Below are 24,653 nucleotides of genomic sequence, written 5' to 3'. Positions count from 1 at the left end.
CCGGCCTCGTGGCTGGTGCCTGAGCCACGATCCTCCCGGGGCCGCGCGTCCGAGGCCGGGGTGCTTCCTGCGGCCGTATGCCTCTCAGCGGTGTACCTGACGTGGGTCCGCGACCACGTCGCAGCTCCGGGAGACGGCCACCGACGTCACCCACAGGAGGTCCGCCGCCCGATGATCAGCGCGCCGTCTGCCGCTCTCGGCCTCGTGTATCGCTGGACCGGCCACACCATCAACCCAACCGGCGAAGCCCGTGCGGTTCTGCGACGTGTCCTCAAGGATCTGGGCCTGTCAGGAGACGTCATCAGCGACGGAGTCCTGGCCGTCTCAGAGCTCGTGGCGAACGCGCACGAGCACGCGCGCGGCCCGTACGAGGTACACGTTCGAGCTGCTGCGGGAAGATACATCTGCGAGATCCACGACGGGAATCCTCTTCTTCCTACGGACCTCTACCTGGCTGCCGTGCCCTCGCCGGAAGCCACCGCGGCGGAGGCAGTGAGCGGGCTGCTCACTGAGCGCGGACGGGGCCTACACATCGTGAATGAGCTGACCCAGGGACAGTGGGGGTTCCAGATCACGAACTGCGGAACCAAGGCGGCCTGGGTGGTGCTGGCCTAGGTTTCGGCTGAGCTGGCTAACCGAGGCTGACAGACCCGAACCCGGAACGGTTCAGTGATGCTGCTGTCCGCTTGGCGCAGCCGCCCCGATCCGGCCATTGACCAGGCGCTTCGTTGCCATTCGCTGGTGACGGAAACGTGGCGCCACCGAGTTCGGGCTATGCAGGAAGGCGGGACATCAGAGGTGTCGTGTACGGGAGGGCAGGCCAGGTGATTCTGAGCATCAACGTGGCGGTTCTGCTGGCTGTCGTCATCGTTGTGCGGCTCCGGCGGCGCACGGAGGCACGGAGCCAGCCCGATGAAAAACTGACCGTGGTCATCGTGTTGGTGTTCGGTGTGCTGATCGCGCCCACGAGCTTCGGGCAAAGCGTTTTCAACGCCGTGGGCCAGCTCGCCCACAGTCTTTCGCAGACTAATAGCCCTTGATCTCGTGCGCCGTGTACACGTTGCGGGCTCCGCTCACAGAGTCCTGGCACGTTTGTAGTAGTCACCGTGCAGTGACGCAAGCTCCTGGTCAGAGGGCACACGGGGCAAGGGAGCGCTGCAGGGTCTTGGGCGCCTCGTTCACCTTGCGCCGGTACCTTCCGGAAGGGAGTAACGATCACGCGGTGGCTGCTTCTCTGTCGGTCCCAGCTACCAATCGGTCAATCGACTTGGGAGTTAGTCGGCATCGCAGGCCGTGGCCTCGGATCCAGTCGGTTCGGTAGGCCCCGTGCCGGTGCTCTCGCCCTCCTTGCCCGCCTCGATGGGGGTATGGCGCCGCTGTTGAAGCTCTTCGCGTTCAACGTCTGGGATCGTCATCGACTCGGCAAGTACGGCGGCGAGCGCGTCTATCTGAGCGTTGTCGATGTCAGAGTGGAAGAGCCACCGGATGTTCTCGTCGCGTGTGATGAGGTCGATCGCCAAGCGTGCGCTTCTGTCCTGTGCGGTCGTTGCCCGGACGTATCGCACTTGGTCAATCGAGATGGCTTGGCGGATCTCGGCTTGCTCGAGGAACGTGTTCGTCTTGGCCGTGATGATGCGGCGATCCGTGACGGAGACCAGTGTCTTTGCCGCAGCCTTGTCCCGTGCTGCCGCCAACTTCTCCTTCGCTCCGCCGACAATCGCAGAAATTGGACCGAGGGCATCGAGTTGCTCGGGAAAGCCGAGGACACGCAGGGTCTCACCGTCCTCGAGGAGCCATCGCAGGATGCGAAGGTACGGCTCGAGCTCCAGCGATTCGGGTGCGCAGACGACGCCCGGAGCCTCGAGCGGAGGGACCGGCGGATGGAGGGCATCGGCAAGAGGCTCGATCGCCTCCAGAAGACGGGCGGAGGTCTCGCGGGCTGCTTTCACCTCTTTCCGCTTCCCCGGCAGCGGCCATGAGTCGGGTCCGGGGAGCTCGGCGATGATCCGCAGTTCCCGCGTCAACGCATCGACGAGGCCCGTTGCCTCGGCGAGAGCGGAGTCGAACTCCGCGCGGGTGTCGCGCGCGATGACCTCGGCGTACTGCGCCTCGGCGGCGTCTTCGCGTCCAGCGGCTCTCGCCCTCGCGGCGCGGAGCGCGTGATACCCGGTCCATGCCTTGAGGGAGGACAGGAGGGCGTAGGCGTCGAAGGCGATCGCCTCGGCGTTCGTCTGCAGATACTCGCGGTGGCTGCGTGCGTCGGCCCGACCGATCTGCCTGACGTGGTCGCGGACGTTCCCCTGGTAGAGCTCAAGCTGCTTCTGCAGGAGCGCTCCACTGCCCGCAACGTCTTCCCACAAGGACGTCGGGACCGATTCGATCTCTCGCGCCTGGTCGACCGCGCGATCGATGGCGGCGACGAGGCCCGTCAGTTCGGCCCACTGATCCTTGCGGATGGTGGTGAGGACCTGACTTGTCACCGCGAGGTTGGTCCTGACGAGGCCCGAGACCTCACTCAGCATCATCTGAAGGGCGACCATGGCCAGCGCCGGTCCGACCGAGGCTGCGGTCTGCGCCTTGCTCACCGCATTCACGGAGTAGAAGCGGGCCTGACGCAGGAAGCGGCCAGGAACCATCACCGTTCCAAGGTTCCCGCCGTCCTTGACGGCGAGCGTCGCGCCGCTGTTCAGCAGGGCCTGTGTCGTGGCGTCGATCCTGTAGAGCCCCTGCACGCTGGCGAACGCGTTTCCGAGATTGCCGACCACGGTCGCCGCGTTCCCGATCGAGGCGAGGATCGCTGAGATCTGCTTGCGGTCGGCAGCCGGCACGATCCCGAAGTCGATCAGATCGGGCTTCAGCTCCGGCGGGACCTCACCGGCGACGACAGCCACCCCTGGGAGTACCTCCACCAGGACCGTCGACACCGCCGTCGAGTCGATGTCCGAGGCGGACGTCGGATCGTCCACAACAGGTGAGTCAGCGGTATTGCTCCGGCCGTTCTCCTCAGGCTCGGCGACCTCCATCGAGTCCGAAGGGTCCTGCATGCGATTCCTCCCCGCGGGCGCGTGTAACGGCCGGACATCGTCGGCGTTGACTGCCGAAGTCTATGGCTCGACGCCCTGCGGTTTAGCCCGAATCCATCAGGCTGATTCTGGACTGGCTACTGAACTTGAACTCGTGATATCAGCTCATCAGAACTGGATGCCCCGCGCCTCGGACGTCAGAGCTGGTCGGTAGCCTCCCGGCAGGAGTCAACAAGAGGAACTGAGGACGGGTTGCATGGGAGCGAAGACCGCGGTGCTGGCCTATGCAGATGCTGCGATCGCCGGCTTCCTCCAAGATGCACCAGCGAGTGAGCCCGACCAGGATGCCGCGCTGGTTGCCTGGGTTCGCCCAGGTCACCGCATCGATGCGGACAACGAGGAGCCGTGGGAGCTGGCCGATGCGCTCTATCCACCCGAGGGGACCGTCTGCGCGCTCTCCGTACCAGGTCTCGATCTGGTCTGCGACCAAGAGGTCATGCTCGGCCGCCCCTCGCAGCTTCCCGAGCACCTCGTCGCCGCCAGTCGGGGGCGACGTCTCTACCTTCATGCGATGCACAGCGTCGTCGACTGGCTGGCCTTCGCCATCTGGGACGACGGCAGCCTCGTGCGCTCCCTGAGCCTGTCTCCGGACAACGGCATCATCGAGGACATCGGCGAACGGCTCCCGTTCGAACTGCCCTACTGGCAAGGCCAGCGCCCGGTGGAACCCCTTCTGCCCTTCGAAGGCAACGAGCCCTACCCGCTGCCGTTCCATCCGCTCGACCTGGGCGAGCGAGCAATGCTGGAATTCTTCGGCTTCCACATTGAAGGCTTCTCCGGCCAGGACGATGCCCCTGAACCGGAGGTGGACGTCTGGGGCGTTGAACTCCGCGGCTTCCGCGTGACCGCGACACCTCGGGACGGGGTCGCAGACTGACAGGGTCAGCTACCGAGGCCCAGACCGGTGGCGCCCAGCCATCCAGTCGGACATCCAAGCTGTGGTGTGCATGGCGTGGAGTTCGTCAGCCGGGACGCCCGAATCGCTGCCGTCCGGGTTCCGCATCTGCTTCCTGCGGATGATGGACGAGGTGCGTGGCCATCGTCTCTGATCCCTCCTGGCCCAGTAGAGGCTCCAACGCGGACCCTGCTTCATCCGGCCGTTCCGCGCGGACGGTGCCCTGTCTTCTCATCAAGTCCCATCGGTGAAGGCTTCGTTACCAGTCGAGCCTGTCCGTGGAAGTCCGGCTGCGCCTGTAGCCGTCGCAACAGCGGCTGAACCTTTTCCAACCTCGGTTTGAGCAGGTGAGGTGGAGGGTGAGGACGGCCTGGACGAGGCTGGTGATGCGGGTGGCGCTGCACCGGAGCTTGCGCAGGCGGATGGCGAACGCGGAGGCAACAAGACCCCGGGACTACGGAGCCCGGGGTCTCGTCGTGTGCGGCTGTCAGAAGTTGGCGTTGGAGAGGATCTCGCCGTTCTTGTCGTAGACGGTGACGAGTCCGTTGTCGGATTCGTAGCAGGACGTGAACGCGGTTGCGATCAGCTTGCCTTCGCCGGTGTGGGGGCCGGTGATGCCGCCGGTGAAGTCGGTGTAGATCTCGGCGCTGTCGAGGACGTTGTTCTGCTTGTCGGCGCCGGTGACTTTGGTGACGTGCTTGACGGCGGCCTTCTCGGTGGGAGTGCCGCTCTTGTTGACACAGGCGGTGAACTCTTCGGCCTGGCTCTGCTTCGAGCCAGCTTCGGCTGCTGCGGTGGCCGCGGGCTTGGTGCCGTCGGTGCCGGCTTTGGTGCCGCTGTCGGTGGCGGCGTTGCATGCGGCGACGGCGATGAGGCCGACGACGATTCCACCGATGATTTTACCTTTGGCCATGGTTTCCCTCTGAGTGTTGCTAGTTGTGCAGGTTTGCGCTCGGTGAGCCTAGAGGGGATCCGTGCAGGTTGTGGTGGTTGTGACGGTGCCGTGACCGGAACGGGTGGTCTGCGCCAGGTTGTAGCCGCTTCCCGGGTTCCCGCCCCACTCCCCGCCAGCCGCGCGACACTCCCGGTGGGGGTGACGTGGTGTACATGGTGCGGGCTACGAGCCGGGCGGCCTGCCAGCGGAAAAGGGCTACCGGAGCGGACCGCCCGCCGCCAGGCGAACGGCTCCGGCATCACCTTCGGGCGTGGGAGTGCCCCTTACTGGAGTCGGGGGTACAAGACATCAATGGTCGGAGGATCGCCGGTTTACCCAACTGGCGATCGTCGGCGGTCGGAGTCGTTCACTGCGCCGAGGGCCGCTGGTGTGATGGGAGCTGGGGTGGAGGCGCGCAGGTCGCCTCGGGCGGATGTGTCGTGAGGGCTTTCAAGTAGAGCGGGCAGAGCGGTGCTACGGCGCAGGCGCCACACCAGGACGTCGCTGATGGAGCCAGCGGTGTCGAGCTCGCGCTGTCGGGCGGCCTCGGTCAACAGGGCAGCTGGGTCGTGGCCAGATTTCCGGGCGTCGTCGAGGGTGGCGGCCAGGGCGGGCCAGCTGGCCTCGGCCAGGACCTGTTCGGCCAACTTCGGAAGTGCCCGGCGGAGAAGGCCAGCCTGCCGCTGCCGAACACGCGGGGTCAGACGACGGCCTTGCTGGCGAAGGATGGCCATGGGCTGCGCTGCGGCGGCTTGGTAGGCGGCGCGCAGGTGCTCGGCGGCCTGGCGGGCGGCGGCGGCCTGTTGAGCGTGCTCCTTCTTGGCGTGCCAGTGGGCGGCAGCGGTGACGATGAAGAACGCCATGTCGATCAGCATGGCCGTGGTTGCCCCGTCCTCGCCGCGGCCGAGTACGGGTCCGCTGTGGATGAGGTCGCGGGCGGCCTGGCGCAGAGCGTGGTTGTGTCCGTGTACGGCCTTCACGTGGGAGCGGCTGGCCCGCTCGAACACGAACGCCGCCTCGCGCAGCTGAGCGCGGGTGTGGGCGGCCGAGGTCTTGGCGAGCGCATCGAGCATCTCGCCCGCCGCAGCGATCTGGGCTGCCGCTGTGCCGTCATCGCCGTTGTCGATGATCAGCAGGGCTTGCCAGGTGGCGGCGGTGGCCCGGCGACGCGCGAACGCGGGACCTGTCATGTCCGGCAGAGCTGGCTGCTCCGGCCGGGAGCCGTCCGCTGAGGAGGCAGCCTCCGCGGGAAGGGTCCAGCGTTCGCGGATGCGGGGCAGGGACAGATCAGGTGCGAGAGTGGAGCCCGCGTAGAACACCGGCTCCTTCTCACTGTTGCGGTCATCGGGCAGCGCGACCTTGTAGCCGAGGAGGTTGCCGGAGGGCGCGACGCGCTTGCGGATCAGAAGACCGGCGGCGGCCAGCCTGTCGAAGAACTCCTCCTCGCCGCCGGCGCCGGCGACGGCGCGCCGTACGGTCTCGCGCAGTTCGTCGCGAGCCGGGCGGTCCCGCCCCTCGCGGTCGGCCTTGTGCCGCTCCGCGCTGGTGGCACGCTTGGCGGCGGTCCCGTCCCCGGCCGCGACCTGGCGCAGGCCGAGTTCCTTTTCGATGAGGCGACACTCGGTCTGGGCGCGTTTGCCGGAGCGGTGGTGGTCGGGGCGGCGGCCGTCCTCGCGGACCAGGGTGGCGACGATGTGGATGTGGTCGTCGGCGTGCCGGACTGCTGCCCAGCGGCAGCCGGCGCCGTCGCCAGGATCGATGCCGGTGGCGGCGACCATGCGGCGGGCGATATCGCCCCACTGCTCGTCGGACAGGATCGGGTCGTCCGGGGCGGCACGGACCGAGCAGTGCCAGACGTGCTTGTCGGGACGCTGGTCCGCTTCGAGTAGGGACAGGGTCTGGTCGAGGAGGTGCCGCAGGTCCGTCTTCGTCGCGGAAGGGTCGCGGCCGGGGTCGGGGGCCATGTCGTCGAAGGAAGCGACCAGGTGCGGGTCGATGTGCTCCTCGCGGGTGCCCTTGCCGTACAGGTAGTGCAAGAGCCCGAGGGTGTTGCTGCCCTGCTTGTGGACGCGAGGGATCAAGCTGCCTGGTTCTCCTGTCGGTTGGTGATCCTGTCGGCCGCCCGCTGGACGGCCTGTGCGGCGCGGCGCAGGTCGGCGAGGGCGGCGGCGAAGTGAGGTGCGTCGGCACCGGAGTTGAGGGCTTTGACGGCCTGGTTGACGTTGCTGCCCGCCCAGCCGAGCTGACGACGCACGCCGAAGAGGGCAGTCAGGACGTCCCGTTCGGTGGCGATGGCGGCTGCGGTGCGAGACTGGTCGCGGGCGGCGGCCAAGGCGGAGTAGGCCAGGAAGCCGGCCACGCTCATGTCGACGTGGTCGGCGCCGGATCGGATGATGGCGAGTTCTTGTTCGTTGAGGCGGACACTGTGGGCGGGGCGCTGCTTCTTGTCGCGCGGACGCGACTTCCCCTTCCTGGCCCTGCCCTTCGGGCTGGCCTTACCTGACTGCGGTCCGCCCTCGGTCGCAGCCTTCCCGTCCGGCGCCCCCTGGTGCCGGACGGGCCCCGCCACCCCCGGGGCGGGATCGGGTTCGGGCGCTCCCCCTGCGGGGGAGTGTCCGAACCTCCAACTTGCTGTGCCTGCGGCTGTGGTGGAGGGTTCGTCGCTGGGGCGGTCTGGGATTTCGTGGTGTGACAGGTGCATCGGCTCTCTTCGGGGAGGTGGAGGTGGTCTGGGAGGCGTCGGGCTGTTGACGCGTGGTGGCCGTGCGCAGAGGCACCTCGCACCTGGGACTGTGCGTGGTTGCCGCTGAAGCGGACAGGTGGGTGGTGGGGACCGGTCCCCACCGTTCGTTGCTCGGGGGACCGTGTTCCCGACAGTCGGTGTCCTGGTCCTGCGGGCGGGGACCGAGGGGATTGCCGGTCCCGGTCTTCGCGACGGTCCCCGGTCCCCGGTCCCCGTGCCTGGGTTCTGTTTCGGGGACCGGCTTTCTGGGGGCCGTGTGCGCGGTGACCTGGGTCATTGCGGGGACCGGTCCCCGAATTGCTGGGAGACCGGCTGCTTTTTGCGGGGACCGGTCCCCGACGGCCCGTCAGGGGACCGTCCTCAGGGCGGGGACCGTGAGCGGGGACCGGTCCCCTTCTGTCCCCGCTTGGTCCCCGAAGCCGGTCCCGTACGGTCCCCCGTCACATCGGGGACCGCGGTCCCCGATGTGACGGGGGACCGACCTCGGGGTGGTCAGGTTCAGGTGTGGCGTCTGCGGTCGGGGCCGGTGAGGATGACGCGTTCGGTCATTTCGGCGAGGCGGGAGGCGACGCGGTCGCCGAGGGTGGTGCGGAGTTCGGCGGTGGGGAGGTTGGTGGTGATGAGGGTGGGGAGCAGGTGTTCGTAGCGGTGGTTGATGAGCCGGTAGGTCAGCTCCTCGGTCCACTCGCTGGTCTTGGCCGCGCCGAGGTCGTCCAGGAGCAGCAACGGGCAGCGGGCCAGGGTCTGCAGCTCGCGTTCGGTGTCCTGGCCGGTGCGGGGGCGGAGGCGGGCGTGGAGGTCGGCGCTGGTGGTGGCTTCCCAGCGCAGGCGGACGCCCCGGGCGAGGAGGGCGCGGACGGCGCCGTACGCCTGGTGGGTCTTGCCGGTGCCGGTGGGGCCGGCGATCAGCAGTGAGCCGCCCTCGGAGATGCCGGGCGCGCCGGCCGGTCCCGGGCGTCCCGCTCGGGCGATCTGTTCGGCCCACGCTGTGATCTGCGGGTGGTCGGCGAGTGCGCCGCGGTAGCGGGCGGGTATGCGGGCGTCGGCCATCTCCAGCGCCGTGACCGGTTCGTCGGGCGGGACCACCGTCGTGGTGTTCGGATCGACGCCGCGGGCGGTGAGGATCGCTTCGAGGCGGTTCACCAGTGGGCCGACGGTCTGCGGCGGGCGTCTGCGCGTGCCGGCGGTGGTGCTCAGAGCTGGCCTCCGTAAGCCGCCGTGGCATCGGCGGGGTTGGTCCACGCCTGGCGCGGGGCGCTGCGCGGGCTCGCGTTCATCACCTCGTTGACCAGGCTGGGCAGCGCCGTGGGGTGCACTCCCTTGGTCCGCTGCCGGACCAGTGCGGCACGGATGTGGTCAGGGTTCATGCCCTCGGCGAGAAGGGCGCGGACTTCGCGTCCGAGGTGTCCCAGGAAGCTGCTGGGTGGGCGTTCGGCACACGCGGCGACGTACTCGCCGATGAGGACCTTCGTCGAGACGGTCGCAGGCGCGGGGGCGCTCGCGCCCCCGAAGGGACAGATCCTAGATCCATGATCCTAGGTCCTAGATCCGGATCGTGAGGGCTCCCGGACCTCTCATCGAGTCCTCCGTGAGTTGGCGGTGAGGGCTCACTGTGTGTGCTCTGATCAGCAACTTCTTCGGCACCCGGGTTTGCCGTCCCGGCTCCGTGAGGACTCACGGAGGGCTCCGGGAGATCTCCGTGAGTACTCGGTGAGGGCTCAGGGTCCAGGTTGAGGCCGAGGTCGTGGCGCGGGCAGTCGGGGTGGCGTACGCCGCTGGGCCGGTTGATCTTCTGGTGGCGGGCGAAGGTGACGACGTGCAGGTACCGCTTGCCGTCGCCGCCCTCGTAGCGGCAGATCAGGTCGGCCTCGTGGAGCTGGCTGAGGTCGTCCTCGACGCCGAGGGGGCCGTGGTCCGGGCGCAGCGACCACAGCAGGCCGGCGATGACCGCGGCCTGGTCGCGGAACCGGCCGTGATCGTCGGCCTGGGTGAGCAGCCCGAAGAACGTCCGCTCGGCGGAGAGGGACACCATCGCCAGGGATTCGGAGGCGAACGCTTCGGGCTTGATGGTGCGGATACGGGCGATGTCGATCGACCACCTTCGTCGCAATTCGGGACGCCTTCCAGCGGAACGCCGGGGCGTGTGGACAAACACAGCCACACCCACGGCGCACAAGTCCAGAGTTGGTTCTGAAATCCTGTACTGCTCGTGCGGGGCCGGAAAACCATAGACCCGAAACGCCGGTCAGGGAAATAGAGGTCGGAATCCGACCTCTCCCTGGCGTATCGCTCACGGCAGACACCAAACCGCTTCCCCCGCCCGGGAAAGCAAGCTACAACACACCAATGCCGCCACGCCCCCTCGGAATCGGTCCCGCCGGACAAGCCACCGCACAGGCCATAGAGCGACTCCGCACCGCGCGCGGTTACTCGCAGCGCCGGCTCGCCGCCCGCGTCACCGCCGTCGGTCGGCCCATGACCTTCACCCAGCTCTCCCGCATCGAACGCCTGGTCCGCCGGTGCGACATCGACGACCTCGTGGCCATCGCCGCCGCCCTCGGAGTACCTCCGCACGCCCTCCTCGGCGACGGTGTCGTGCGTCGCCGAGGAGGAAGCGGCGCAACATAGCCGACGATCGCCGGTTAGCCAAACCGGCGATCCTCCGGACCATTGAAGCGTCCCCGGCAGTCGCGTCTTTCCAATTCGAGTTCCCATTACTTCTCTTAAGTGTGGGACTTGTCCTGCCGACCCGCACCCAAATGCGCGTCAAGTGCGACTGCCCTCCCCACCCCAGCAGAAGGTCCTGAATGCCCACCACCCAGTCTTCCGTTCCATCTGTCGCCCTTTCGGCATCGCAAGTCGCCGCTTTCCTGAGCGTCAAGGGTGCTGCCGAATACCTCGGCCTGTCCCCGCACACCCTTTACGTCTGGCGTCACCGGCGGCAGGGACCGCCCAGCTTCCGGATGGGCCCTCGTGGGCGCGTCATGTACCGGCGGAGCGCCCTCGACGCCTGGGTCCGCGAACAGGAGCGGTCCGACTCCCGCTCCAACCCTGAGTTGAGCCCCCTCAGTGCACCCCCGCGGCAGCGCTCCGACCACGACCACCACAGCGTCTGACGCGCGGCCCTGTCGCACCTGCCCGCTCGACCAAACGCTCCCGAGAAGGAGAGACGGCCCTGGCCGGCTACATAGAAGACCGCTGGATCAAGAAGAAGAAGGACCCGGCCACCGGGAAGCGCGAGCGGACGGCGCGCTACGGCACGGGCAAGCGGTACAAGGTCGCCGGCATCCCCGGCGTCCGGGACCGTTCGTTCGAGACGCTGGAGGACGCCAAGGCGTGGCTGCGCCGGTCGGCCACCGATGAGGAGCGCGGCGAGTTCGTCGACCCGCGCGACGGATCGATCACCCTCGCCGACTACATCGCGCGGCACTGGGCGCCGGGCCGGTCGGGCGCCCCGAAGACCCAGGACGGCCAGGAGCGGCGAACACGCCTGCACATCGTTCCGCACCTGGGCCATCTGCCGCTCAGGAGCATCACGGCGGCGGACCTGCGCGCGTACGTCGCGAAGCTGGACGGCACCGTCGTCTCGGTCGACTACCGCCGCGGCATCCTGTCCGAGCTGTCCTCCATCCTGGAAGCGGCCGTGGACGACAAGCGGCTCGTCGCCAACCCCATGCGGGCGAAGTCCGTGCGGTGGCCCCGGGCCGCGCAGGAGCGCCGCGAGGCGTGGCCGCTGGAGACCGCGCTGCGCGTCCGCGACGTCATCAGCCCGCGGAACCGGATCGCCGTCGTGCTCGGGCTGGGCTGCGGGCTCCGGCAAGGCGAAGTGTTCGGGCTGGGTCCCGAGGACATCGACTACGGACGCGGCGTCCTCCGCGTCCGCCGCCAGGTCCAGGCGATCAAGGGGAGGCTGTACTTCGCCCTGCCGAAGGGAAAGAAGACCCGGATCGTCGACATGCCCCCCGTGGTGGCCGAAGAGCTGAAGCGGCACATCGAGGCGTTCCCGCCGGTGGAGGTCGAGTTGCCGTGGGGGAAGCCGGAGGCGGCCGCACGGAGGAGGAAGTGCTCCCTGCTGCTCACCACTCGGTTCGGCAACGCCGTCGCGGTGAACACGTGGAACACCTACACCTGGAAGCCCGCGCTGGCCAAGGCAGGGGTCATCCAGCCCCGGGCGGAGGGGGCGAAGCAGTGGCAGTGGGAGGCGGCCCCGCACGACGGATTCCACGTGCTGCGGCACACCTTCGCCTCGATCATGCTGGAGGCGGGGGAGTCCGTGGTGACCGTGGCCCGCTGGCTCGGGCACTCCTCACCGGCGATCACCCTCGGTTACTATGCACACTTCATGCCAGAGGCCGGAAGCAAGGGACGTACGGCCGTCGACGCACTGCTGGGGAGGACGGGAAACAGCATGCCGATCCAAACTCCCCAGATTCTCCCCACGGCTGGTCCCGGGCGATCCCGCTCGATGGGCGGTTCGGGAGGTGGCCGTGGATTGCAAGGCTGAGGGGACAGGTTGGCTCCGGAAATGCTGAGACACGTCACCGCAATCCGCTACATCGAGCCCCTGCACGCGGGCGGCTCCGTCCCCGGAGTCGTCGAGGCCGACGACCTGGGGACCTACGTCGTGAAGTTCACGGGGTCCGCCCAGGGGCACAAGGCGCTGGTCGCCGAGATCATCGTCGGCGAGCTGGCCCGGGCCCTCGGGCTCCGCTTCCCCGAACTGGTCCTCGTCCACTTCGACCCGGCCGTCGGCGGGCACGAACCCCATCAGGAGGTCCAGGACCTGCTGCGGGCCAGCGCCGGGCTCAACCTCGGCATGGACTACCTGCCGGGCGCGAGGGACTTCACCCCCGAGGTCGCGCGGACGTTCCCGGTCGACCCGCTGGAGGCGGGCAAGGTGATCTGGCTGGACGCCCTCACCGTCAACGTGGACCGCACGGTGCACAGCTCGAACCTGATGGTCTGGCCCACCCTCGGCGTCGCGCCGCCCCGTCTGTGGCTGATCGACCACGGCGCCGCCCTCGTCTTCCACCACCGCTGGGACGCCTCGGCGCCGGAGAAGGCGTACGACTTCAGGAACCACGCGCTCGGCGGCCACGGCCCGGACACCCGCGCGGCCGACGCCGAACTCGCCCCCCGGGTCACCGAGGAACTGCTGCGCTCGGTCCTGGCGCAGGTGCCCGACGCCTGGCTGGCGGAGGAGCCCGGCTTCACGGGCCCGGACGCGGTCCGCGAGGCGTACGCCGCCTACCTCCTCGCCCGTGTCCGCGCCTCGGCGGCCTGGCTCCCCACGGACTTCCCGAGCCGTGAACAGCTCGCGGCCGAGGACGCCGACCGCGCGGAGCGGACCCAGCGGGGCCGCCCGGACTGGCTCAAACGCGTCCCCGACCTGCACGGCAAACCGGCGGCGGAACAGGATTGGTCGGTGCATCTGGGATGACGGACGGGACGACGGACGGGATGGCGGACAGGGTGACGGACGTCCACCGGGTCCAGATCGAGTACTGCACACAGTGCCGCTGGCTGCCCCGCGCGGCCTGGCTGGCGCAGGAACTGCTCACCACCTTCGAGGCGGAGCTCGACGAGCTGTCCCTGAAGCCCGGCACCGGCGGTGTCTTCGTCGTCCGGGTCGACGACGAGGTGATCTGGGACCGCCGCGAACAGGGCTTCCCCGAGCCGACCGCGGTCAAGCGCCTGGTACGTGACCGGGTGGCCCCGGAGAAATCCCTGGGCCACTCGGACCGTACGGCGGACTGAGCCGGGTCAGCCGGTGAGCTGCTCGTAGGCGGGCAGGGTGAGGAAGTCCGCGTAGTCCTCGTCCAGCGCGACCTTCAGGAGCAGGTCGTGCGCCTGCTGCCAGCGGCCGGCCGCGAAGGCATCCTCGCCGATCCCGGCGCGGATGTCCGCGAGCTCGCGCGCGGCGATCTCGCGGGTCAGCTCCGGAGTGGCCGTCACCGTCCGGCCGTCGTGCTCGAAGGTGACGCCCGCGTTGATCCACTGCCAGATCTGCGAGCGCGAGATCTCGGCGGTGGCGGCGTCCTCCATGAGGTTGAAGATGGCGACGGCGCCCAGGCCGCGCAGCCATGCCTCGATGTAACGGATGCCGACCTGCACGGCGTTGACCAGACCGTCGTACGTCGGCCGCGCGTCGAGCGAGTCGACGGCGATGAGGTCACCGGCCGCGACCGACACGTCCTCGCGCAGCCGGTCCTTCTGGTGCGGCCGGTCGCCGAGGACGGCGTCGAAGGAGGCCATCGCGATCGGGACGAGGTCGGGGTGGGCCACCCACGAGCCGTCGAAGCCGTCGGCCGCCTCACGGTCCTTGTCCGCCTTCACCTTCTCGAAGGCCACCCTGTTGACCTCCTCGTCGCGCCGCGAGGGGATGAACGCGGCCATGCCGCCGATCGCGTGAGCGCCGCGCCGGTGGCAGGTGCGGACGAGGAGTTCGGTGTACGCCCGCATGAACGGGGCCGTCATCGTCACCGCGTTGCGGTCCGGCAGGACGAACTTGGTACCGCCGTCACGGAAGTTCTTGACGATGGAGAAGAGGTAGTCCCAGCGGCCAGCGTTCAACCCGGAGGCGTGGTCACGGAGTTCGTAGAGGATCTCGTCCATCTCGTACGCGGCTGTGATCGTCTCGATCAGCACGGTCGCGCGGACCGTGCCCCGCGGGATCCCGAGGTGGTCCTGCGCGAAGACGAACACGTCGTTCCACAGGCGGGCTTCGAGGTGGGACTCGGTCTTCGGCAGGTAGAAGTAAGGGCCCTTGCCGAGGTCGAGCAGCCGTCGCGCGTTGTGGAAGAAGTAGAGGCCGAAGTCGACGAGCGCGCCCGGCACGGGCGTGCCGTCGGCGGCGACGAGGTGACGCTCGTTCAGATGCCAGCCGCGCGGCCGCATCACGACGGTCGCGAGCCCTGCTTCGGGCCCGAGGGCGTACGACTTGCCGGAGGCCGGGTCGGTGAAGTCGATGTTCCGGGTGTACGCGTCGATCAGGTTGAGCTGACCGAGGACGACGTTCTCCCAGGTCGGTGCCGAGGCGTCCTCGAAGTCCGCGAGCCAGACCCGGGCACCGGAGTTGAGGGCGTTGACCGTCATCTTGCGGTCGGTGGGGCCGGTGATCTCGACCCGGCGGTCCTCGAGCGCGGCCGGAGCGGGGGCCACCCGCCAGGAGTCGTCCTCGCGGATCGCGGCGGTCTCCGGGAGGAAGTCGAGCGTGGAGACGCGGGCGATCTCGGCACGGCGCTCCGCGCGGCGGGCGAGGAGCTCGTCACGCCGGGGCGTGAACCGCCGGTGCAGCTCGGCCACGAAGGCGAGGGCCGCCTCGGTCAGGACCTCCTCCTGCCGGGGCAGGGGCTCGGCGTCGACGACGACCGGCGGGGACGGCGCTGGTGCGGACATGGGCTGTCACTCCTTCAGCGAGCTGTGTGCGGGCGGGGCACGGCGAACCGCGTACGGGCCTGCGGGCGCGCCGCATGCCGGTCGGACGAGCGAACCACGGACGGCGTCACCGCGCCTGGCATCCGGTGCCGTGCCGCGCGCGAACCGGGCCGGGAGCCCCCGGGACGGCGAGGCGCTTCTGGGCAGTGGATACTAATTTCCTCATGGTGGAAGTTCAATGGTTTGTTGATGTCGAGGACCGCCGGACCGGCGGAAGACCGCTGGAAGAGTGGCGGAAGGCCGGTGGAGGTCCGGCGGGAGGTCGCGCTCGGTGCCGCGTTCATTCGAGGTGGACCAGGTCGGCCTCCGTGTCGATGTCGTAGGCCCGCGCCACGTCCCCGCACTCCACGAGGACGACCGCGTCGTCGTGGGCCCTCAGATAGGCGCGCGCCCCCCGGTCACCGGTGGCGGACGCCGCGATCCCGGCCCAGTGACCGGCCCCGAAGAGCACCGGATGACCGCGCTCACCGTCGTACGCCGCCGCGGCCAGCGTCAGCGGGGAGGCGTACGCGGCCAGCACCCGGGCCACCGCCTCCCGGCCGATCCCCGGCTGGTCGACCAGCGACACCAGTGCGGCCCGCGCCCCCGAATCCGCCAGGGAGCCGAGCCCTGCCCGCAGCGAGGAGCCCATGCCCTCCTCCCAGAGCGGGTTGTCCACGAGGGCGCATCCGGTCAGCGACGCGCGGTCCCGCACGGCATCGGCTCCGGCGCCGAGGACGACATGGACGCGGGCACAGCCGCCCGCCCGGAGCTCCGCCACCGCGTGTTCGACGAGGGGCCGCCCCCGGTGGGGCAGCAGCGCCTTGGGGCGGCCCCCGAGACGCCGTCCGCCTCCGGCCGCCAGCAACAGCCCCGCCACCTCGCCCTTGTTCTCCGCCATGCCCCCTGCATACCCGACCGGGCGCGAGCGTGCCCCGGAACCCGGGCCGTCACCGCGGGGGCCCCGGACCGAATTTCGGTCCGCGCGGTGGCGCCCGGCGCACCAGGTGGCGTTTACTGACCCGCGTCCCTCGGCGCCTGACCACCGCCACGGGGCACTGGAGCCGATACGAGCAGGGCGGACGCGCGGCGGCGTGCGCGAGGGGGAGAGCTGTGTTGCGGAGCTTGGGGCAGAGACCGGTGACGGGCAGCGACGAGGATCCGAGGGTGGCGGAGTTGCGTACCGCCGTCGCCCGGCTGCGCCGTGAACTCGCCGTGCATCCGGTCGAGTTCCCCGACCGGGGGATCGCCGAGGACGAACTCGCGTCCCTCGCCGCGATGGCCGCCGGGGGCGCCCCGGAGGTTCCCCGGCTGCGCCGCTCGCTCCTTCTGGTCGCGGGCGCGATCGGCTCGGTGAGCGCCCTCGCGACCCGCCTCGCGGACGTCCGCAGCGCGGTCGAACTCTTCGGGGAGCCCCCGCACCGAACCCGGCGGTGACCGCCGCCGGGGCCGCGCCCGCGGCGGGACGGCTCCTCCGTCCGGGGCCGCGCCCGCGGCGGGGCGGCCTTTCCGCCCGGAGCCGCGTCAGCCGGTGCCCTGGCCCGAGTCGGCCAGGACCTCCGACAGTTCCGCCGCGACCTGGTGGAGCACCGGCACGATCTTCTCGGTGGCGGCCTCGGTGACCCGGCCGGCCGGGCCGGAGATCGAGATCGCGGCGGCGGTCGGGGAGTCGGGCACGAGGACGGCCAGGCAGCGGACGCCGATCTCCTGCTCGTTGTCGTCGACCGCGTAACCGGTCCTGCGCACCTCGTCGAGGGCGGCGAGGAAGCCGTCCGGCGTGGTGATCGTCTTCTCCGTCGCGGCGGGCATGCCCGTACGGGCGAGCAGCGCGCGCACCTCGTCGTCCGGGGCGCCGGACAGCAGCGCCTTGCCGACGCCCGTGGAGTGCGGCAGCACCCGGCGCCCCACCTCGGTGAACATGCGCATCGAGTGCTTCGACGGCACCTGGGCGACGTAGACGACCTCGTCCCCGTCGAGCAGGGCCATGTTCGCGGTCTCGCCGGTCTCCTCCACCAGACGCGCCAGGGAGGGGCGGGCCCAGGTGCCGAGCAGCCGGGAGGCGGATTCGCCGAGACGGATCAGACGGGGACCGAGCGCGTACCGACGGTTGGCCTGCTGCCGTACGTACCCGCAGGCCACGAGGGTGCGCATCAGCCGGTGGATGGTGGGCAGCGGCAGCCCGCTGCTCGCGGAGAGCTCGCTCAGGCCGACCTCGCCCCCGGCGTCCGCCATGCGCTCCAGCAGATCGAAGGCGCGCTCGAGGGACTGGACGCCGCCACTGGGAGCGGACGATCTGGCGTCGGTGGTGCTGGCGCTGGACGGCGGCACGGCGGCGGTCCTTTCGGGGCGCGGTTCGAGCGGGGGAGACCGAGGACTCTCGAAGGGGTGGTGACGGGTGGCGGGCGGGCAGAGACGCAGCCTACCCGGCGGTCGATCGGCCTCCGGGCAGGATGACACCGCATTCCGTTCAGCGGAATCAAGGCTCCGCAATACGGAAGGCGTGCCGGTCGGGTGCGCCGGAGACGGGCGCCGGAGACGGACGTCGGCCGGGGTGGCGGAGGGTGGGGAACGTGCCCTTGACGGGGTGGGGACCGGAGTGAAGACTTCTTCAACAGAAAGTTGAATTCCGTTACGCGGAAGCGACCCGGCGGCAACGGGAATCGACGGCGGAGAGAGGGGTCCGGGTGTCCGATGCCGAACTGGTGCTGCGCTCGACGCGCGTCATCACTCCCGAGGGGACGCGCGCCGCGTCGGTCGCGGTCGCGGCGGGGAAGATCACGGCCGTGCTGCCGTACGACGCGGCGGTACCGCCCGGAGCCCGGTTCGAGGACTTCGGCGACGACGCCCTGCTGCCCGGCCTCGTCGACACCCACGTCCACGTGAACGACCCCGGCCGCACCGAGTGGGAGGGGTTCTGGACCGCGACCCGTGCCGCGGCCGCCGGCGGCATCACCACCCTGATCGACATGCCGCTCAACTCCCTCCCGCCGACGACGACGGTGGACAACCTCCGTACGAAGCGGGACGTCGCACGTTCCAAGGCGCACGTCGACGTCGGCTTCTGGGGCGGCGCGCTGCCCGGCAACGTCGAGGACCTGCGACCCCTGCACGACGCCGGAGTCTTCGGGTTCAAGGCCTTCCTGTCGCCGTCCGGGGTCGAGGAGTTCCCCGAGCTGGACCAGGACCAACTGGCCAGGTCCCTAAGGGAGATCGCCGGTTTCGGCGGCCTGCTGATCGTGCACGCCGAGGACCCGGGCCGCTTGGCCGCCGCCCCGCAGAAGGGCGGCCGCAAGTACGCCGACTTCCTCGCCTCGCGCCCCCGGGGCGCCGAGGACACCGCCATCGGGAGCGTCATCGCGCAGGCCGAGCGCCTCGACGCGCGGGTGCACGTGCTGCACCTGTCGTCGAGCGACGCGCTCCCGCTGATCGCCGCCGCCAAGGCGGACGGCGTCCGGCTCACGGTCGAGACGTGCCCGCACTACCTCACCCTGACGGCGGAGGAAGTCCCGGACGGCGCCAGCGAGTTCAAGTGCTGCCCGCCCATCCGCGAGGCCGCCAACCAGGACCTCCTGTGGCAGGCGCTGGCCGACGGCACCATCGACTGCGTGGTCACCGACCACTCGCCGTCGACCGCCGACCTCAAGACGGACGACTTCGCGACCGCGTGGGGCGGCATCTCCGGCCTCCAGCTGAGCCTGTCCGCCGTGTGGACCGAGGCCCGCGGTCGCGGTCACGGTCTGGAGGACGTGGTGCGCTGGATGTCCTCCGGCACGGCCCGGCTGGTCGGCCTGGACCACCGCAAGGGGGCCGTCGCGGCGGGCCACGACGCCGACTTCGCGGTGTTCGACCCCGACGCCACCTTCACCGTCGACCCCACCGCGCTCCAGCACCGCAACCGGGTGACGGCCTACGCGGGCAGGACCCTGAGCGGTGTCGTGAAGTCGACGTGGCTGCGCGGCGAACGCATCGCCGCGGACGGCGGGTTCACCGAACCGACGGGTCGCCTGCTGACCCGGACGACCTGATCCGCCCCCTCACCGCGTCGGCCGACTCCCGAAAGGAACCCCTGATCACCGTGACGGCGACCCAGAGCTTCACCGGAGACGCGAACCCCTACCGGGGCGGCGACCCTTACGCGGACTACCGCACCGCGGACTTCCCCTTCACCCGGTACGCCGACCTGGCGGACCGGCGGCTGGGGGCGGGTGTCGTCGCCGCCAACGACGAGTTCTTCGCCCAGCGCGAGAACCTCCTCGTGCCCGGGGCCGCCGAGTTCGACCCCGAGCGCTTCGGCCACAAGGGCAAGATCATGGACGGCTGGGAGACCCGGAGGCGCCGCGGCGCCTCCGCCGAGCACCCGTGGCCGGCCGCCGAGGACCACGACTGGGCCCTGGTGCGCCTCGGCGCCCCCGGTGTGATCCGCGGGATCGTCGTCGACACGGCCCACTTCCGCGGCAACTACCCGCAGGCGGTGTCGGTCGAGGGCGCCTCGGTGCCCGGTTCGCCCTCGCCCGAGGAACTGCTCGCGGACGGGGTGAAGTGGACCACCCTCGTACCGCGCACCCCGGTCGGCGGCCACGCGGCCAACGGCTTCGCCGTCTCCGTGGAACAGCGCTTCACGCACCTGCGCGTCAACCAGCACCCCGACGGGGGCATCGCACGGCTGCGGGTGCACGGCGAGGTCGTGCCCGACCCCCGCTGGCTGTCCGCCCTCGGCACCTTCGACGTGGTCGCCCTGGAGAACGGCGGACAGGTCGAGGACGCCTCCGACCTCTTCTACTCTCCCGCCACCAACACCATCCGGCCGGGCCGCTCGCGCAAGATGGACGACGGCTGGGAGACCCGCCGGCGACGCGACACCGGCCACGACTGGATCCGCTACCGGCTTCTCGCCCGGTCCGAGGTCCGCGCCGTAGAGATCGACACGGCGTACCTGAAGGGCAACAGCGCCGGATGGGCCTCGGTGTCGGTGAGGGACGGCGACGCGGGGGAGTGGACGGAGATCCTGCCCCGCACCCGCCTCCAGCCCGACACCTGCCACCGCTTCGTCCTTTCCGCACCCGCCGTCGGTACGCACGCGCGCGTGGACGTCTTCCCGGACGGAGGCATCTCCCGACTGCGCCTCTTCGGCTCCCTGACGGAGGAGGGGGCGTCACGGCTGACGGCGCGGCACCAGGAACTGGGCGGCTGAACCGTTCCTCGGTCCGTCCGGTCCGTTCCTCGGCCCGTCCGTTCCTCGCCCGGCCCGTCCGTTCCTCGCCCGGCCTGTCCGGTTCGTGCCCGGCCTGTCTGGTTCCGTGGTCGGTCCGTCCGGTTCCGTGGCCGGTCCGGTGCGTTCCTGGCGCGACCCGGGCGGGGGCCGCCCCGTAGCGGCCCCCGCGATGCCGTCACCGCCCGCCCTGCGCGGTCGGTCCCCCCGCGTGTGTCACCGTCCGTCCCACGCGGTCGGCTCCCCGCCTGTCGTCACGCCGCGTGGCCGCCGTCCACCGCGAACTCCGCCCCCGTCACGTACCCCGCCTCGCTCCCCGCCAGGTACGCGACGATCGACGCGACCTCCTCGGCGGCGCCGAAGCGGCCCACGGCGGTCAACGCGCTCTGGCCCGGAGCGTACGGGCCGTCGGCCGGGTTCATGTCCGTGTCGACGGGGCCGGGATGGACGAGGTTGGCGGTGATCCCGCGGTCGCCCAGTTCCCGCGCCAGCGCCTTGGTCAGACCGATCAGCGCCGACTTGCTCATCGCGTAGAGCGTTCCTCCGGGACCGGCGACCCGCTGCGCCATGCAACTGCCGATCGTGACGATCCGTCCGCCGTCGCCGAGGTGCGGCGCGGCCGACTGCGAGGCCAGGAAGACCCCCCGTACGTTCACGTCGAGCACCCGGTCCACGTCCGCCAGGGTCAGGGACTCCAGCGGACCGAGGACACCTACCCCGGCGTTGTTGACGAGGACGTCGAGCCGCCCGAGCTCCGCGACGACCCGGCCGGCCACCGCGCCCGCCTCCGCCGCGTCGGCGGAGTCCGCGCACAGGGCGAGCCCCCTGCGCCCCAGTGCCTCGACGCCTCGTACCACCTCCTCCGCGGCCTCCTTGCCGCTCACATAGGTGACGGCCACGTCCGCGCCCTCGCGGGCCAGACGCAGCGCCGTGGCGGCCCCGATGCCCCGGCTGCCGCCGGTCACGAGAGCCACCTTGCCGTTCATGTTCTTCCGAGAAGTCATGCCTCCATCCCACCCGCCGCGGGACACCGGCGCTGGCGGCGAACGGACGTCGAACTCGCCCGCTCGTCAGCGGATTCCGTGGCCGGGGTGGGTCCGGTCGTACGCGTTTCGCGCCTCGGCGATGACGTCACGATGGGCGAGCGACCAGTCGGCAAGTGCCTTGATCATGTGGGTCAGTTCGGCTCCGGTCCGGGTCAGGCGGTAGTCGACCTGGGCCGGGACGGTCGGGTAGACGGTGCGCAGCACGAGGCCGTCGCGTTCGAGCCTGCGGACGGTGAGGGTGAGCATGCGCTGGGAGATGCCTTCGACGGCGCGCTGCAGTTCGCGGAACCGCCGCGTCCCGCCCGCGAGTTCGACGACCACGAGCACCGACCACGTGTCGCCGATGCGGTCCAGGACATCGCGGATGCCGCAGTCGGGGTGGTCCTCACGGCCACAGGGGTCGAGGTCTGCGGGGGCGGTTACCCCGGTGTGCGTGAGTGACATCGAACTGCCTTCTTGTGGCCGGCGGACGCGCGATCAAGGATCAAGCGTAGTTACCGACGAGAACCACGACCGAGAACCACTACTGAGAACCACGACGGAAGGCTTCGACCGGCATGATCCTGGTGACGGGAGCGAGCGGGAACCTCGGCTCGGCCGTACTCGCGGCGCTGCGCGCAGGCGGCGCCGCCGCGACGGGCGGCAGCCGCACGCCCGGTGAGGGGATGCGGCACCTCGACTTCGACGACCGCGCGGGCCTCGACCTCACCGGGGTGTCGACCCTGGTGCTGGTCTCCGCCGGTTACGCCGAGGACGACCGCGTCCTCGCCCGGCACACGGCGGTCCTGGACGCCGCCGTCCGCGACGGCGTCGGCCACGTCGTCTACACGAGCCTGACCACGGCCGGCGACCATCTCGGTTTCGCCCTGGCGCACCGCGCCACCGAGCGCCTGGTGCGGGCGAGCGGACTGCCGTGGACGATCCTGCGCAACGGTCTGTACGCCGAACTCTTCGGCGGGCTGCTGACATGGTCGGGCGACGGTGTGGAGTCCGCGTTCGCGGACGGCGCCCTGGCCGCGGTCGCGCGGGAGGACCTCGCCGACGCCGCGGCGTCGGTCGCGGCGAATCCGGCCCGGCACGACGGGCGGGTCCACGACCTCGTCGGTACGCCGGTCACGGCGGACCAGGTCGCCGGCCGGCTCGGCGTCCCGCACCGCACCATCGGGCTGGGCGAGTACCGGCGCAGGCTCCTCGACGAGACGCCGGGACTCCTGCCGTTCCAGCCGCCCATGCTCGCCTCGATCGCCACGGGCGTCCGGCACGGCTTCCTGGACGGCACCGCTCCCGACCTCACGGACATCCTCGGCCGCCCGGCCCGCGACCCCCTGGCCGTGGCCGTCGCGGCGGCGTCCGCCGCACGGCCGGACGATCACGTGCCCTCGGGCTGAGGACACTCCTGGTGGTCGCCGGTCCGGGGGGTGTCCGGGCGGGACGGGTTCCAGAGCCGGTCGGCCTCACCGCGGCCGACATGCTCCTCGTAGATCCGCACCTTGTACCGCATCACCTCCAGGGCTTCCCGCAACTCCCTTATCCGGGAATCCACATGGGCTTCGTGTCGGCGCAACAGCTCCAGCCGGTCGTGTTCGTTGCCCGGCCCCTGGCGGACCAGCTCGATGTACTGTCGGATCGTCGCCAGCGACATGCCGGACGAGCGCAGCTTGGTGCAGATCGCCAGCCACTCCAGGTCTTCCTCGTGGTAGACGCGACGGCCGTTGGACAAACGGCGCACCGGGTTGGCGAACAGGCCCTCCCGCTCGTAGAACCGCAGCGCGTGAACGCTCAGCCCGCTGCGCTGCGCCACCTCACCGATGCTCAGGTCCACAAGTGACTCCCGTCACACGGCTGTTGATCTAGACATGACTCTAGCTTCTAACGTCGAGCCGTTGGCCAGTCGGGCGATCGGAATGTGGGAGAACATGAGCGTTTGGTTTGTCACCGGTGCGTCGCGCGGGCTCGGCGCGGAGGTCACCCGTGAGGCGCTGCGCCGGGGGCACGGTGTCATCGCCACGGCGAGGGACGCGTCGGCGGTGATCGAGGCGTACCCGGAGAAGCCGGACGGGTTGCTGGCGGTGGACGCGGACGTGACCGAACCGGAGCAGCTGACGGCCGCGGTGGAAGCCGGACTGGCGGAGTTCGGCCGGATCGACGTCGTGGTCAACAACGCCGGTTACGGCCTCGTCGGCGCGATCGAGGAGACCTCCGACAAGGCCGCCCGGGACCTGTTCGACGTCAACGTGTTCGGCGTGCTCAACACGTTGCGGGCGACCCTGCCGACGCTGCGTGCCCAGCGGTCCGGGCACGTCCTGAACATCGGCTCCGTGGGGGGCTTCGCCACCGCTCCGGCGGTGGGCCTGTACGGCGCGTCGAAGTTCGCCCTCGAGGGCATCTCCGAGGCGCTGCACGGTGAACTCGCCCCGCTCGGCGTCCGCGTCACCGTCGTCGAACCGGGCGGCTTCCGCACCGACTTCCTCGGCGGCTCCAGCCTCCGGGTCGAACCGGCCTCCATCGCCGACTACACCGTCGGCGCGGGCCCGGTGCGCGAGGCACTGGCCGCCAACGACGGCCGCCAGCCGGGCGACCCGGCGAAGGGGGCCAAAGCCATAGTCGACGTCACGGAGGTCGAAGAACCGCCGCTGCGCCTGCAGTTGGGCGCGGACGCGGTCGAGCGCGTCGAGGCGAAACTGGACCTGGTACGACGCGAACTCGACCGGTGGCGCCAGGTGTCCCTCTCCACCGCCGTCTGAGCGATCGCCCGCTTCCCGGCCGCCGTTCGAACGCGGCTCCCCGACCGGGTGATCTCCCGGTGGCCGGGACCGCGGCCCAGGGCCTCTCGGCGTTCCCGGGCCGCGGTCCCGGCCGTGCCGGCCCGGTGGGCGGCGCCCGCGCGTCGGACGTCAGCCGGTGAACGCCTCGCCGACCACCGGGTACGCGTACCGGAGGGCACCGCAGAGGACGGCGAGCCCCATGGGCGTCAGGACGGCCGCCATGACGCGCATGCCCAGGGACGCGGGGGCCACGGCCCGGGAGGGGCCCTCCGGGTCGTAAACGATCTCGATCGGCCTTCCGTGGCCGGTGGTCGTGCGGAAGCGGCTGCCCCTGTGGGTGTCCGTGTAGCGGTGCGTCCTCACCCGGCCGGTGTCGTGCGGGAACCGCCCGTCCACCGTGACCCGTTCGATCGCCGTGAGCGGTGTGGCCGGTTCCTCTCCCGCCCGTTCCGGCAATGCCTTGTTGTGAACCAGTCGCACCGCCACGCCACCGCCTCGCGGGACGAGATGAGGTGTCGTCATACCGGCCCCCGGCGGCCGTTCCCCGCGGTGTCCTGACCCG

At 70.5% G+C, this 24,653-nt stretch carries 25 protein-coding genes and 3 pseudogenes; 14 read left to right on the top strand and 14 right to left on the bottom strand.

All coding sequences use genetic code 11. The features are described 5' to 3' along the window. Window positions 1–171: 171 nt before the first annotated feature. The gene (locus ACFW6B_RS21475; RefSeq protein ID WP_151474427.1) at window positions 172–615 is read left to right on the top strand and encodes an ATP-binding protein; all 444 of its coding nucleotides are present in this window, start codon (window positions 172–174) and stop codon (window positions 613–615) included. A gap of 212 nt (window positions 616–827) precedes the next feature. Next, window positions 828–1,040, top strand: coding sequence for a hypothetical protein (locus tag ACFW6B_RS21470; protein ID WP_386598091.1), 213 nt, complete (start codon window positions 828–830; stop codon window positions 1,038–1,040). A gap of 234 nt (window positions 1,041–1,274) precedes the next feature. Here ACFW6B_RS21470 and ACFW6B_RS21465 read toward each other — a convergent pair whose 3' ends face one another. Beyond that, window positions 1,275–3,044 (bottom strand): hypothetical protein, encoded by a 1,770-nt coding sequence (locus tag ACFW6B_RS21465; RefSeq protein WP_386598072.1) that lies wholly within the window; start codon window positions 3,042–3,044, stop codon window positions 1,275–1,277. Window positions 3,045–3,279: 235 nt separating this feature from the next. On the opposite strand from ACFW6B_RS21465, the gene ACFW6B_RS21460 reads away from it, so the two are divergent. Then, window positions 3,280–3,960: a DUF6928 family protein gene (locus tag ACFW6B_RS21460; protein ID WP_386598071.1), complete on the top strand. Its 681-nt coding sequence runs from the start codon at window positions 3,280–3,282 to the stop codon at window positions 3,958–3,960. A 352-nt stretch (window positions 3,961–4,312) separates the two neighbouring features. Here ACFW6B_RS21460 and ACFW6B_RS21455 read toward each other — a convergent pair. The 6 genes and pseudogenes from ACFW6B_RS21455 to ACFW6B_RS21430 all read right to left on the bottom strand — a co-directional run. Beyond that, window positions 4,313–4,429: pseudogene (locus ACFW6B_RS21455) on the bottom strand (IS5/IS1182 family transposase); the annotation flags it as partial. Window positions 4,430–4,465: 36 nt separating this feature from the next. Continuing rightward, window positions 4,466–4,891: a hypothetical protein gene (locus ACFW6B_RS21450; RefSeq protein ID WP_386598069.1), complete on the bottom strand. Its 426-nt coding sequence runs from the start codon at window positions 4,889–4,891 to the stop codon at window positions 4,466–4,468. 353 nt (window positions 4,892–5,244) lie between these two features. After that, a complete protein-coding gene (locus tag ACFW6B_RS21445) occupies window positions 5,245–6,993 on the bottom strand; it encodes a relaxase/mobilization nuclease domain-containing protein (RefSeq protein ID WP_386598068.1) in 1,749 nt (582 codons plus the stop codon). Then, window positions 6,990–7,481 (bottom strand): mobilization protein, encoded by a 492-nt coding sequence (locus ACFW6B_RS21440; RefSeq protein WP_386598067.1) that lies wholly within the window; start codon window positions 7,479–7,481, stop codon window positions 6,990–6,992. The genes ACFW6B_RS21445 and ACFW6B_RS21440 overlap by 4 nt, the downstream gene beginning before the upstream one ends. A gap of 672 nt (window positions 7,482–8,153) precedes the next feature. Further along, window positions 8,154–8,798, bottom strand: coding sequence for an ATP-binding protein (locus ACFW6B_RS21435; protein ID WP_386598066.1), 645 nt, complete (start codon window positions 8,796–8,798; stop codon window positions 8,154–8,156). 50 nt (window positions 8,799–8,848) lie between these two features. Beyond that, window positions 8,849–9,741 (bottom strand): annotated as a pseudogene (locus ACFW6B_RS21430) (hypothetical protein). Window positions 9,742–10,001: 260 nt separating this feature from the next. Between ACFW6B_RS21430 and ACFW6B_RS21425 the strand changes: the two are divergent. The 6 genes and pseudogenes from ACFW6B_RS21425 to ACFW6B_RS21400 all read left to right on the top strand — a co-directional run bounded on the left by ACFW6B_RS21425 (window position 10,002) and on the right by ACFW6B_RS21400 (window position 13,412). Continuing rightward, window positions 10,002–10,283 (top strand): helix-turn-helix domain-containing protein, encoded by a 282-nt coding sequence (locus ACFW6B_RS21425; protein ID WP_386598065.1) that lies wholly within the window; start codon window positions 10,002–10,004, stop codon window positions 10,281–10,283. A 179-nt stretch (window positions 10,284–10,462) separates the two neighbouring features. Next, the gene (locus ACFW6B_RS21420) at window positions 10,463–10,771 is read left to right on the top strand and encodes a helix-turn-helix transcriptional regulator (RefSeq protein WP_386598064.1); all 309 of its coding nucleotides are present in this window, start codon (window positions 10,463–10,465) and stop codon (window positions 10,769–10,771) included. Beyond that, a pseudogene (locus tag ACFW6B_RS21415) lies at window positions 10,768–11,172 on the top strand (hypothetical protein); the annotation flags it as partial. The gene ACFW6B_RS21420 and the pseudogene ACFW6B_RS21415, both read left to right, overlap by 4 nt. Window positions 11,173–11,298: 126 nt before the next feature. Then, window positions 11,299–12,159, top strand: a complete 861-nt coding sequence (locus ACFW6B_RS21410; protein WP_386598063.1) for a tyrosine-type recombinase/integrase — start codon at window positions 11,299–11,301, stop codon at window positions 12,157–12,159. 21 nt (window positions 12,160–12,180) lie between these two features. Next, window positions 12,181–13,095: a HipA family kinase gene (locus ACFW6B_RS21405; protein WP_386598062.1), complete on the top strand. Its 915-nt coding sequence runs from the start codon at window positions 12,181–12,183 to the stop codon at window positions 13,093–13,095. Continuing rightward, complete coding sequence (locus ACFW6B_RS21400; protein ID WP_386598061.1) at window positions 13,092–13,412, top strand: SelT/SelW/SelH family protein; 321 nt, start codon at window positions 13,092–13,094, stop codon at window positions 13,410–13,412. Before ACFW6B_RS21405 ends, ACFW6B_RS21400 begins: the two co-directional genes overlap by 4 nt. A gap of 6 nt (window positions 13,413–13,418) precedes the next feature. Here the strand turns inward: ACFW6B_RS21400 and aceB are convergent, their stop codons facing one another. Next, the gene (aceB, locus tag ACFW6B_RS21395) at window positions 13,419–15,053 is read right to left on the bottom strand and encodes a malate synthase A (protein WP_386598060.1); all 1,635 of its coding nucleotides are present in this window, start codon (window positions 15,051–15,053) and stop codon (window positions 13,419–13,421) included. 319 nt (window positions 15,054–15,372) lie between these two features. Continuing rightward, a complete protein-coding gene (locus ACFW6B_RS21390) occupies window positions 15,373–15,972 on the bottom strand; it encodes an NTP transferase domain-containing protein (RefSeq protein WP_386598058.1) in 600 nt (199 codons plus the stop codon). A 212-nt stretch (window positions 15,973–16,184) separates the two neighbouring features. Here ACFW6B_RS21390 and ACFW6B_RS21385 point away from each other — a divergent pair, with 212 nt between their 5' ends. Continuing rightward, on the top strand, window positions 16,185–16,508 hold the full coding sequence (locus ACFW6B_RS21385) for a DUF5955 family protein (protein ID WP_386598057.1): 324 nt from the start codon (window positions 16,185–16,187) through the stop codon (window positions 16,506–16,508). Between the two features lie 87 nt (window positions 16,509–16,595). Here ACFW6B_RS21385 and ACFW6B_RS21380 read toward each other — a convergent pair whose 3' ends face one another. Continuing rightward, window positions 16,596–17,399, bottom strand: a complete 804-nt coding sequence (locus ACFW6B_RS21380; protein WP_386598056.1) for an IclR family transcriptional regulator — start codon at window positions 17,397–17,399, stop codon at window positions 16,596–16,598. A 356-nt stretch (window positions 17,400–17,755) separates the two neighbouring features. Here ACFW6B_RS21380 and allB point away from each other — a divergent pair, with 356 nt between their 5' ends. Together allB and alc are read left to right on the top strand one after the other, a co-directional pair. Beyond that, the gene (allB, locus tag ACFW6B_RS21375; RefSeq protein WP_386598055.1) at window positions 17,756–19,096 is read left to right on the top strand and encodes an allantoinase AllB; all 1,341 of its coding nucleotides are present in this window, start codon (window positions 17,756–17,758) and stop codon (window positions 19,094–19,096) included. Window positions 19,097–19,146: 50 nt separating this feature from the next. Continuing rightward, a complete protein-coding gene (alc, locus tag ACFW6B_RS21370; protein ID WP_386598054.1) occupies window positions 19,147–20,262 on the top strand; it encodes an allantoicase in 1,116 nt (371 codons plus the stop codon). A 272-nt stretch (window positions 20,263–20,534) separates the two neighbouring features. Here alc and ACFW6B_RS21365 read toward each other — a convergent pair whose 3' ends face one another. Further along, the gene (locus ACFW6B_RS21365; protein ID WP_386598052.1) at window positions 20,535–21,284 is read right to left on the bottom strand and encodes a 3-oxoacyl-ACP reductase family protein; all 750 of its coding nucleotides are present in this window, start codon (window positions 21,282–21,284) and stop codon (window positions 20,535–20,537) included. A gap of 66 nt (window positions 21,285–21,350) precedes the next feature. Beyond that, entirely contained in the window at window positions 21,351–21,770 is a 420-nt protein-coding gene (locus tag ACFW6B_RS21360; RefSeq protein WP_386598051.1) for a winged helix-turn-helix transcriptional regulator, read from the bottom strand. A gap of 113 nt (window positions 21,771–21,883) precedes the next feature. Here ACFW6B_RS21360 and ACFW6B_RS21355 point away from each other — a divergent pair, with 113 nt between their 5' ends. Next, window positions 21,884–22,714, top strand: a complete 831-nt coding sequence (locus ACFW6B_RS21355) for an NmrA family NAD(P)-binding protein (protein ID WP_386598050.1) — start codon at window positions 21,884–21,886, stop codon at window positions 22,712–22,714. Here ACFW6B_RS21355 and ACFW6B_RS21350 read toward each other — a convergent pair. Continuing rightward, complete coding sequence (locus tag ACFW6B_RS21350; protein WP_386598049.1) at window positions 22,696–23,148, bottom strand: MerR family transcriptional regulator; 453 nt, start codon at window positions 23,146–23,148, stop codon at window positions 22,696–22,698. The genes ACFW6B_RS21355 and ACFW6B_RS21350 overlap by 19 nt on opposite strands. A gap of 94 nt (window positions 23,149–23,242) precedes the next feature. Between ACFW6B_RS21350 and ACFW6B_RS21345 the strand changes: the two genes are divergently transcribed. After that, entirely contained in the window at window positions 23,243–24,070 is an 828-nt protein-coding gene (locus ACFW6B_RS21345) for an oxidoreductase (protein WP_386598048.1), read from the top strand. Between the two features lie 150 nt (window positions 24,071–24,220). Here ACFW6B_RS21345 and ACFW6B_RS21340 read toward each other — a convergent pair whose 3' ends face one another. After that, complete coding sequence (locus ACFW6B_RS21340) at window positions 24,221–24,577, bottom strand: hypothetical protein (protein ID WP_386598047.1); 357 nt, start codon at window positions 24,575–24,577, stop codon at window positions 24,221–24,223. Window positions 24,578–24,653 lie beyond the last annotated feature (76 nt).

The sequence above is a fragment of the Streptomyces sp. NPDC058751 genome (assembly GCF_042746485.1).
Classification (GTDB): domain Bacteria; phylum Actinomycetota; class Actinomycetes; order Streptomycetales; family Streptomycetaceae; genus Streptomyces.
The sequence above is the reverse complement of the archived record's forward strand: the minus strand, read 5'-3'. Positions and strand labels throughout refer to the sequence as shown.

Coding starts and splice junctions, on each gene's coding strand:
- ACFW6B_RS21460 (WP_386598071.1), top strand. CDS start 3,280: ATGGGAGCGAAGACCGCGGTGCTGGCCTATGCAGATGCTGCGATCGCC.
- ACFW6B_RS21355 (WP_386598050.1), top strand. CDS start 21,884: ATGATCCTGGTGACGGGAGCGAGCGGGAACCTCGGCTCGGCCGTACTC.
- ACFW6B_RS21405 (WP_386598062.1), top strand. CDS start 12,181: ATGCTGAGACACGTCACCGCAATCCGCTACATCGAGCCCCTGCACGCG.
- ACFW6B_RS21360 (WP_386598051.1), bottom strand. CDS start 21,770: ATGTCACTCACGCACACCGGGGTAACCGCCCCCGCAGACCTCGACCCC.
- ACFW6B_RS21345 (WP_386598048.1), top strand. CDS start 23,243: ATGAGCGTTTGGTTTGTCACCGGTGCGTCGCGCGGGCTCGGCGCGGAG.
- ACFW6B_RS21475 (WP_151474427.1), top strand. CDS start 172: ATGATCAGCGCGCCGTCTGCCGCTCTCGGCCTCGTGTATCGCTGGACC.
- ACFW6B_RS21465 (WP_386598072.1), bottom strand. CDS start 3,044: ATGCAGGACCCTTCGGACTCGATGGAGGTCGCCGAGCCTGAGGAGAAC.
- ACFW6B_RS21420 (WP_386598064.1), top strand. CDS start 10,463: ATGCCCACCACCCAGTCTTCCGTTCCATCTGTCGCCCTTTCGGCATCG.
- ACFW6B_RS21400 (WP_386598061.1), top strand. CDS start 13,092: ATGACGGACGGGACGACGGACGGGATGGCGGACAGGGTGACGGACGTC.
- ACFW6B_RS21425 (WP_386598065.1), top strand. CDS start 10,002: ATGCCGCCACGCCCCCTCGGAATCGGTCCCGCCGGACAAGCCACCGCA.
- ACFW6B_RS21365 (WP_386598052.1), bottom strand. CDS start 21,284: ATGACTTCTCGGAAGAACATGAACGGCAAGGTGGCTCTCGTGACCGGC.
- ACFW6B_RS21390 (WP_386598058.1), bottom strand. CDS start 15,972: ATGGCGGAGAACAAGGGCGAGGTGGCGGGGCTGTTGCTGGCGGCCGGA.
- aceB (WP_386598060.1), bottom strand. CDS start 15,053: ATGTCCGCACCAGCGCCGTCCCCGCCGGTCGTCGTCGACGCCGAGCCC.
- ACFW6B_RS21450 (WP_386598069.1), bottom strand. CDS start 4,891: ATGGCCAAAGGTAAAATCATCGGTGGAATCGTCGTCGGCCTCATCGCC.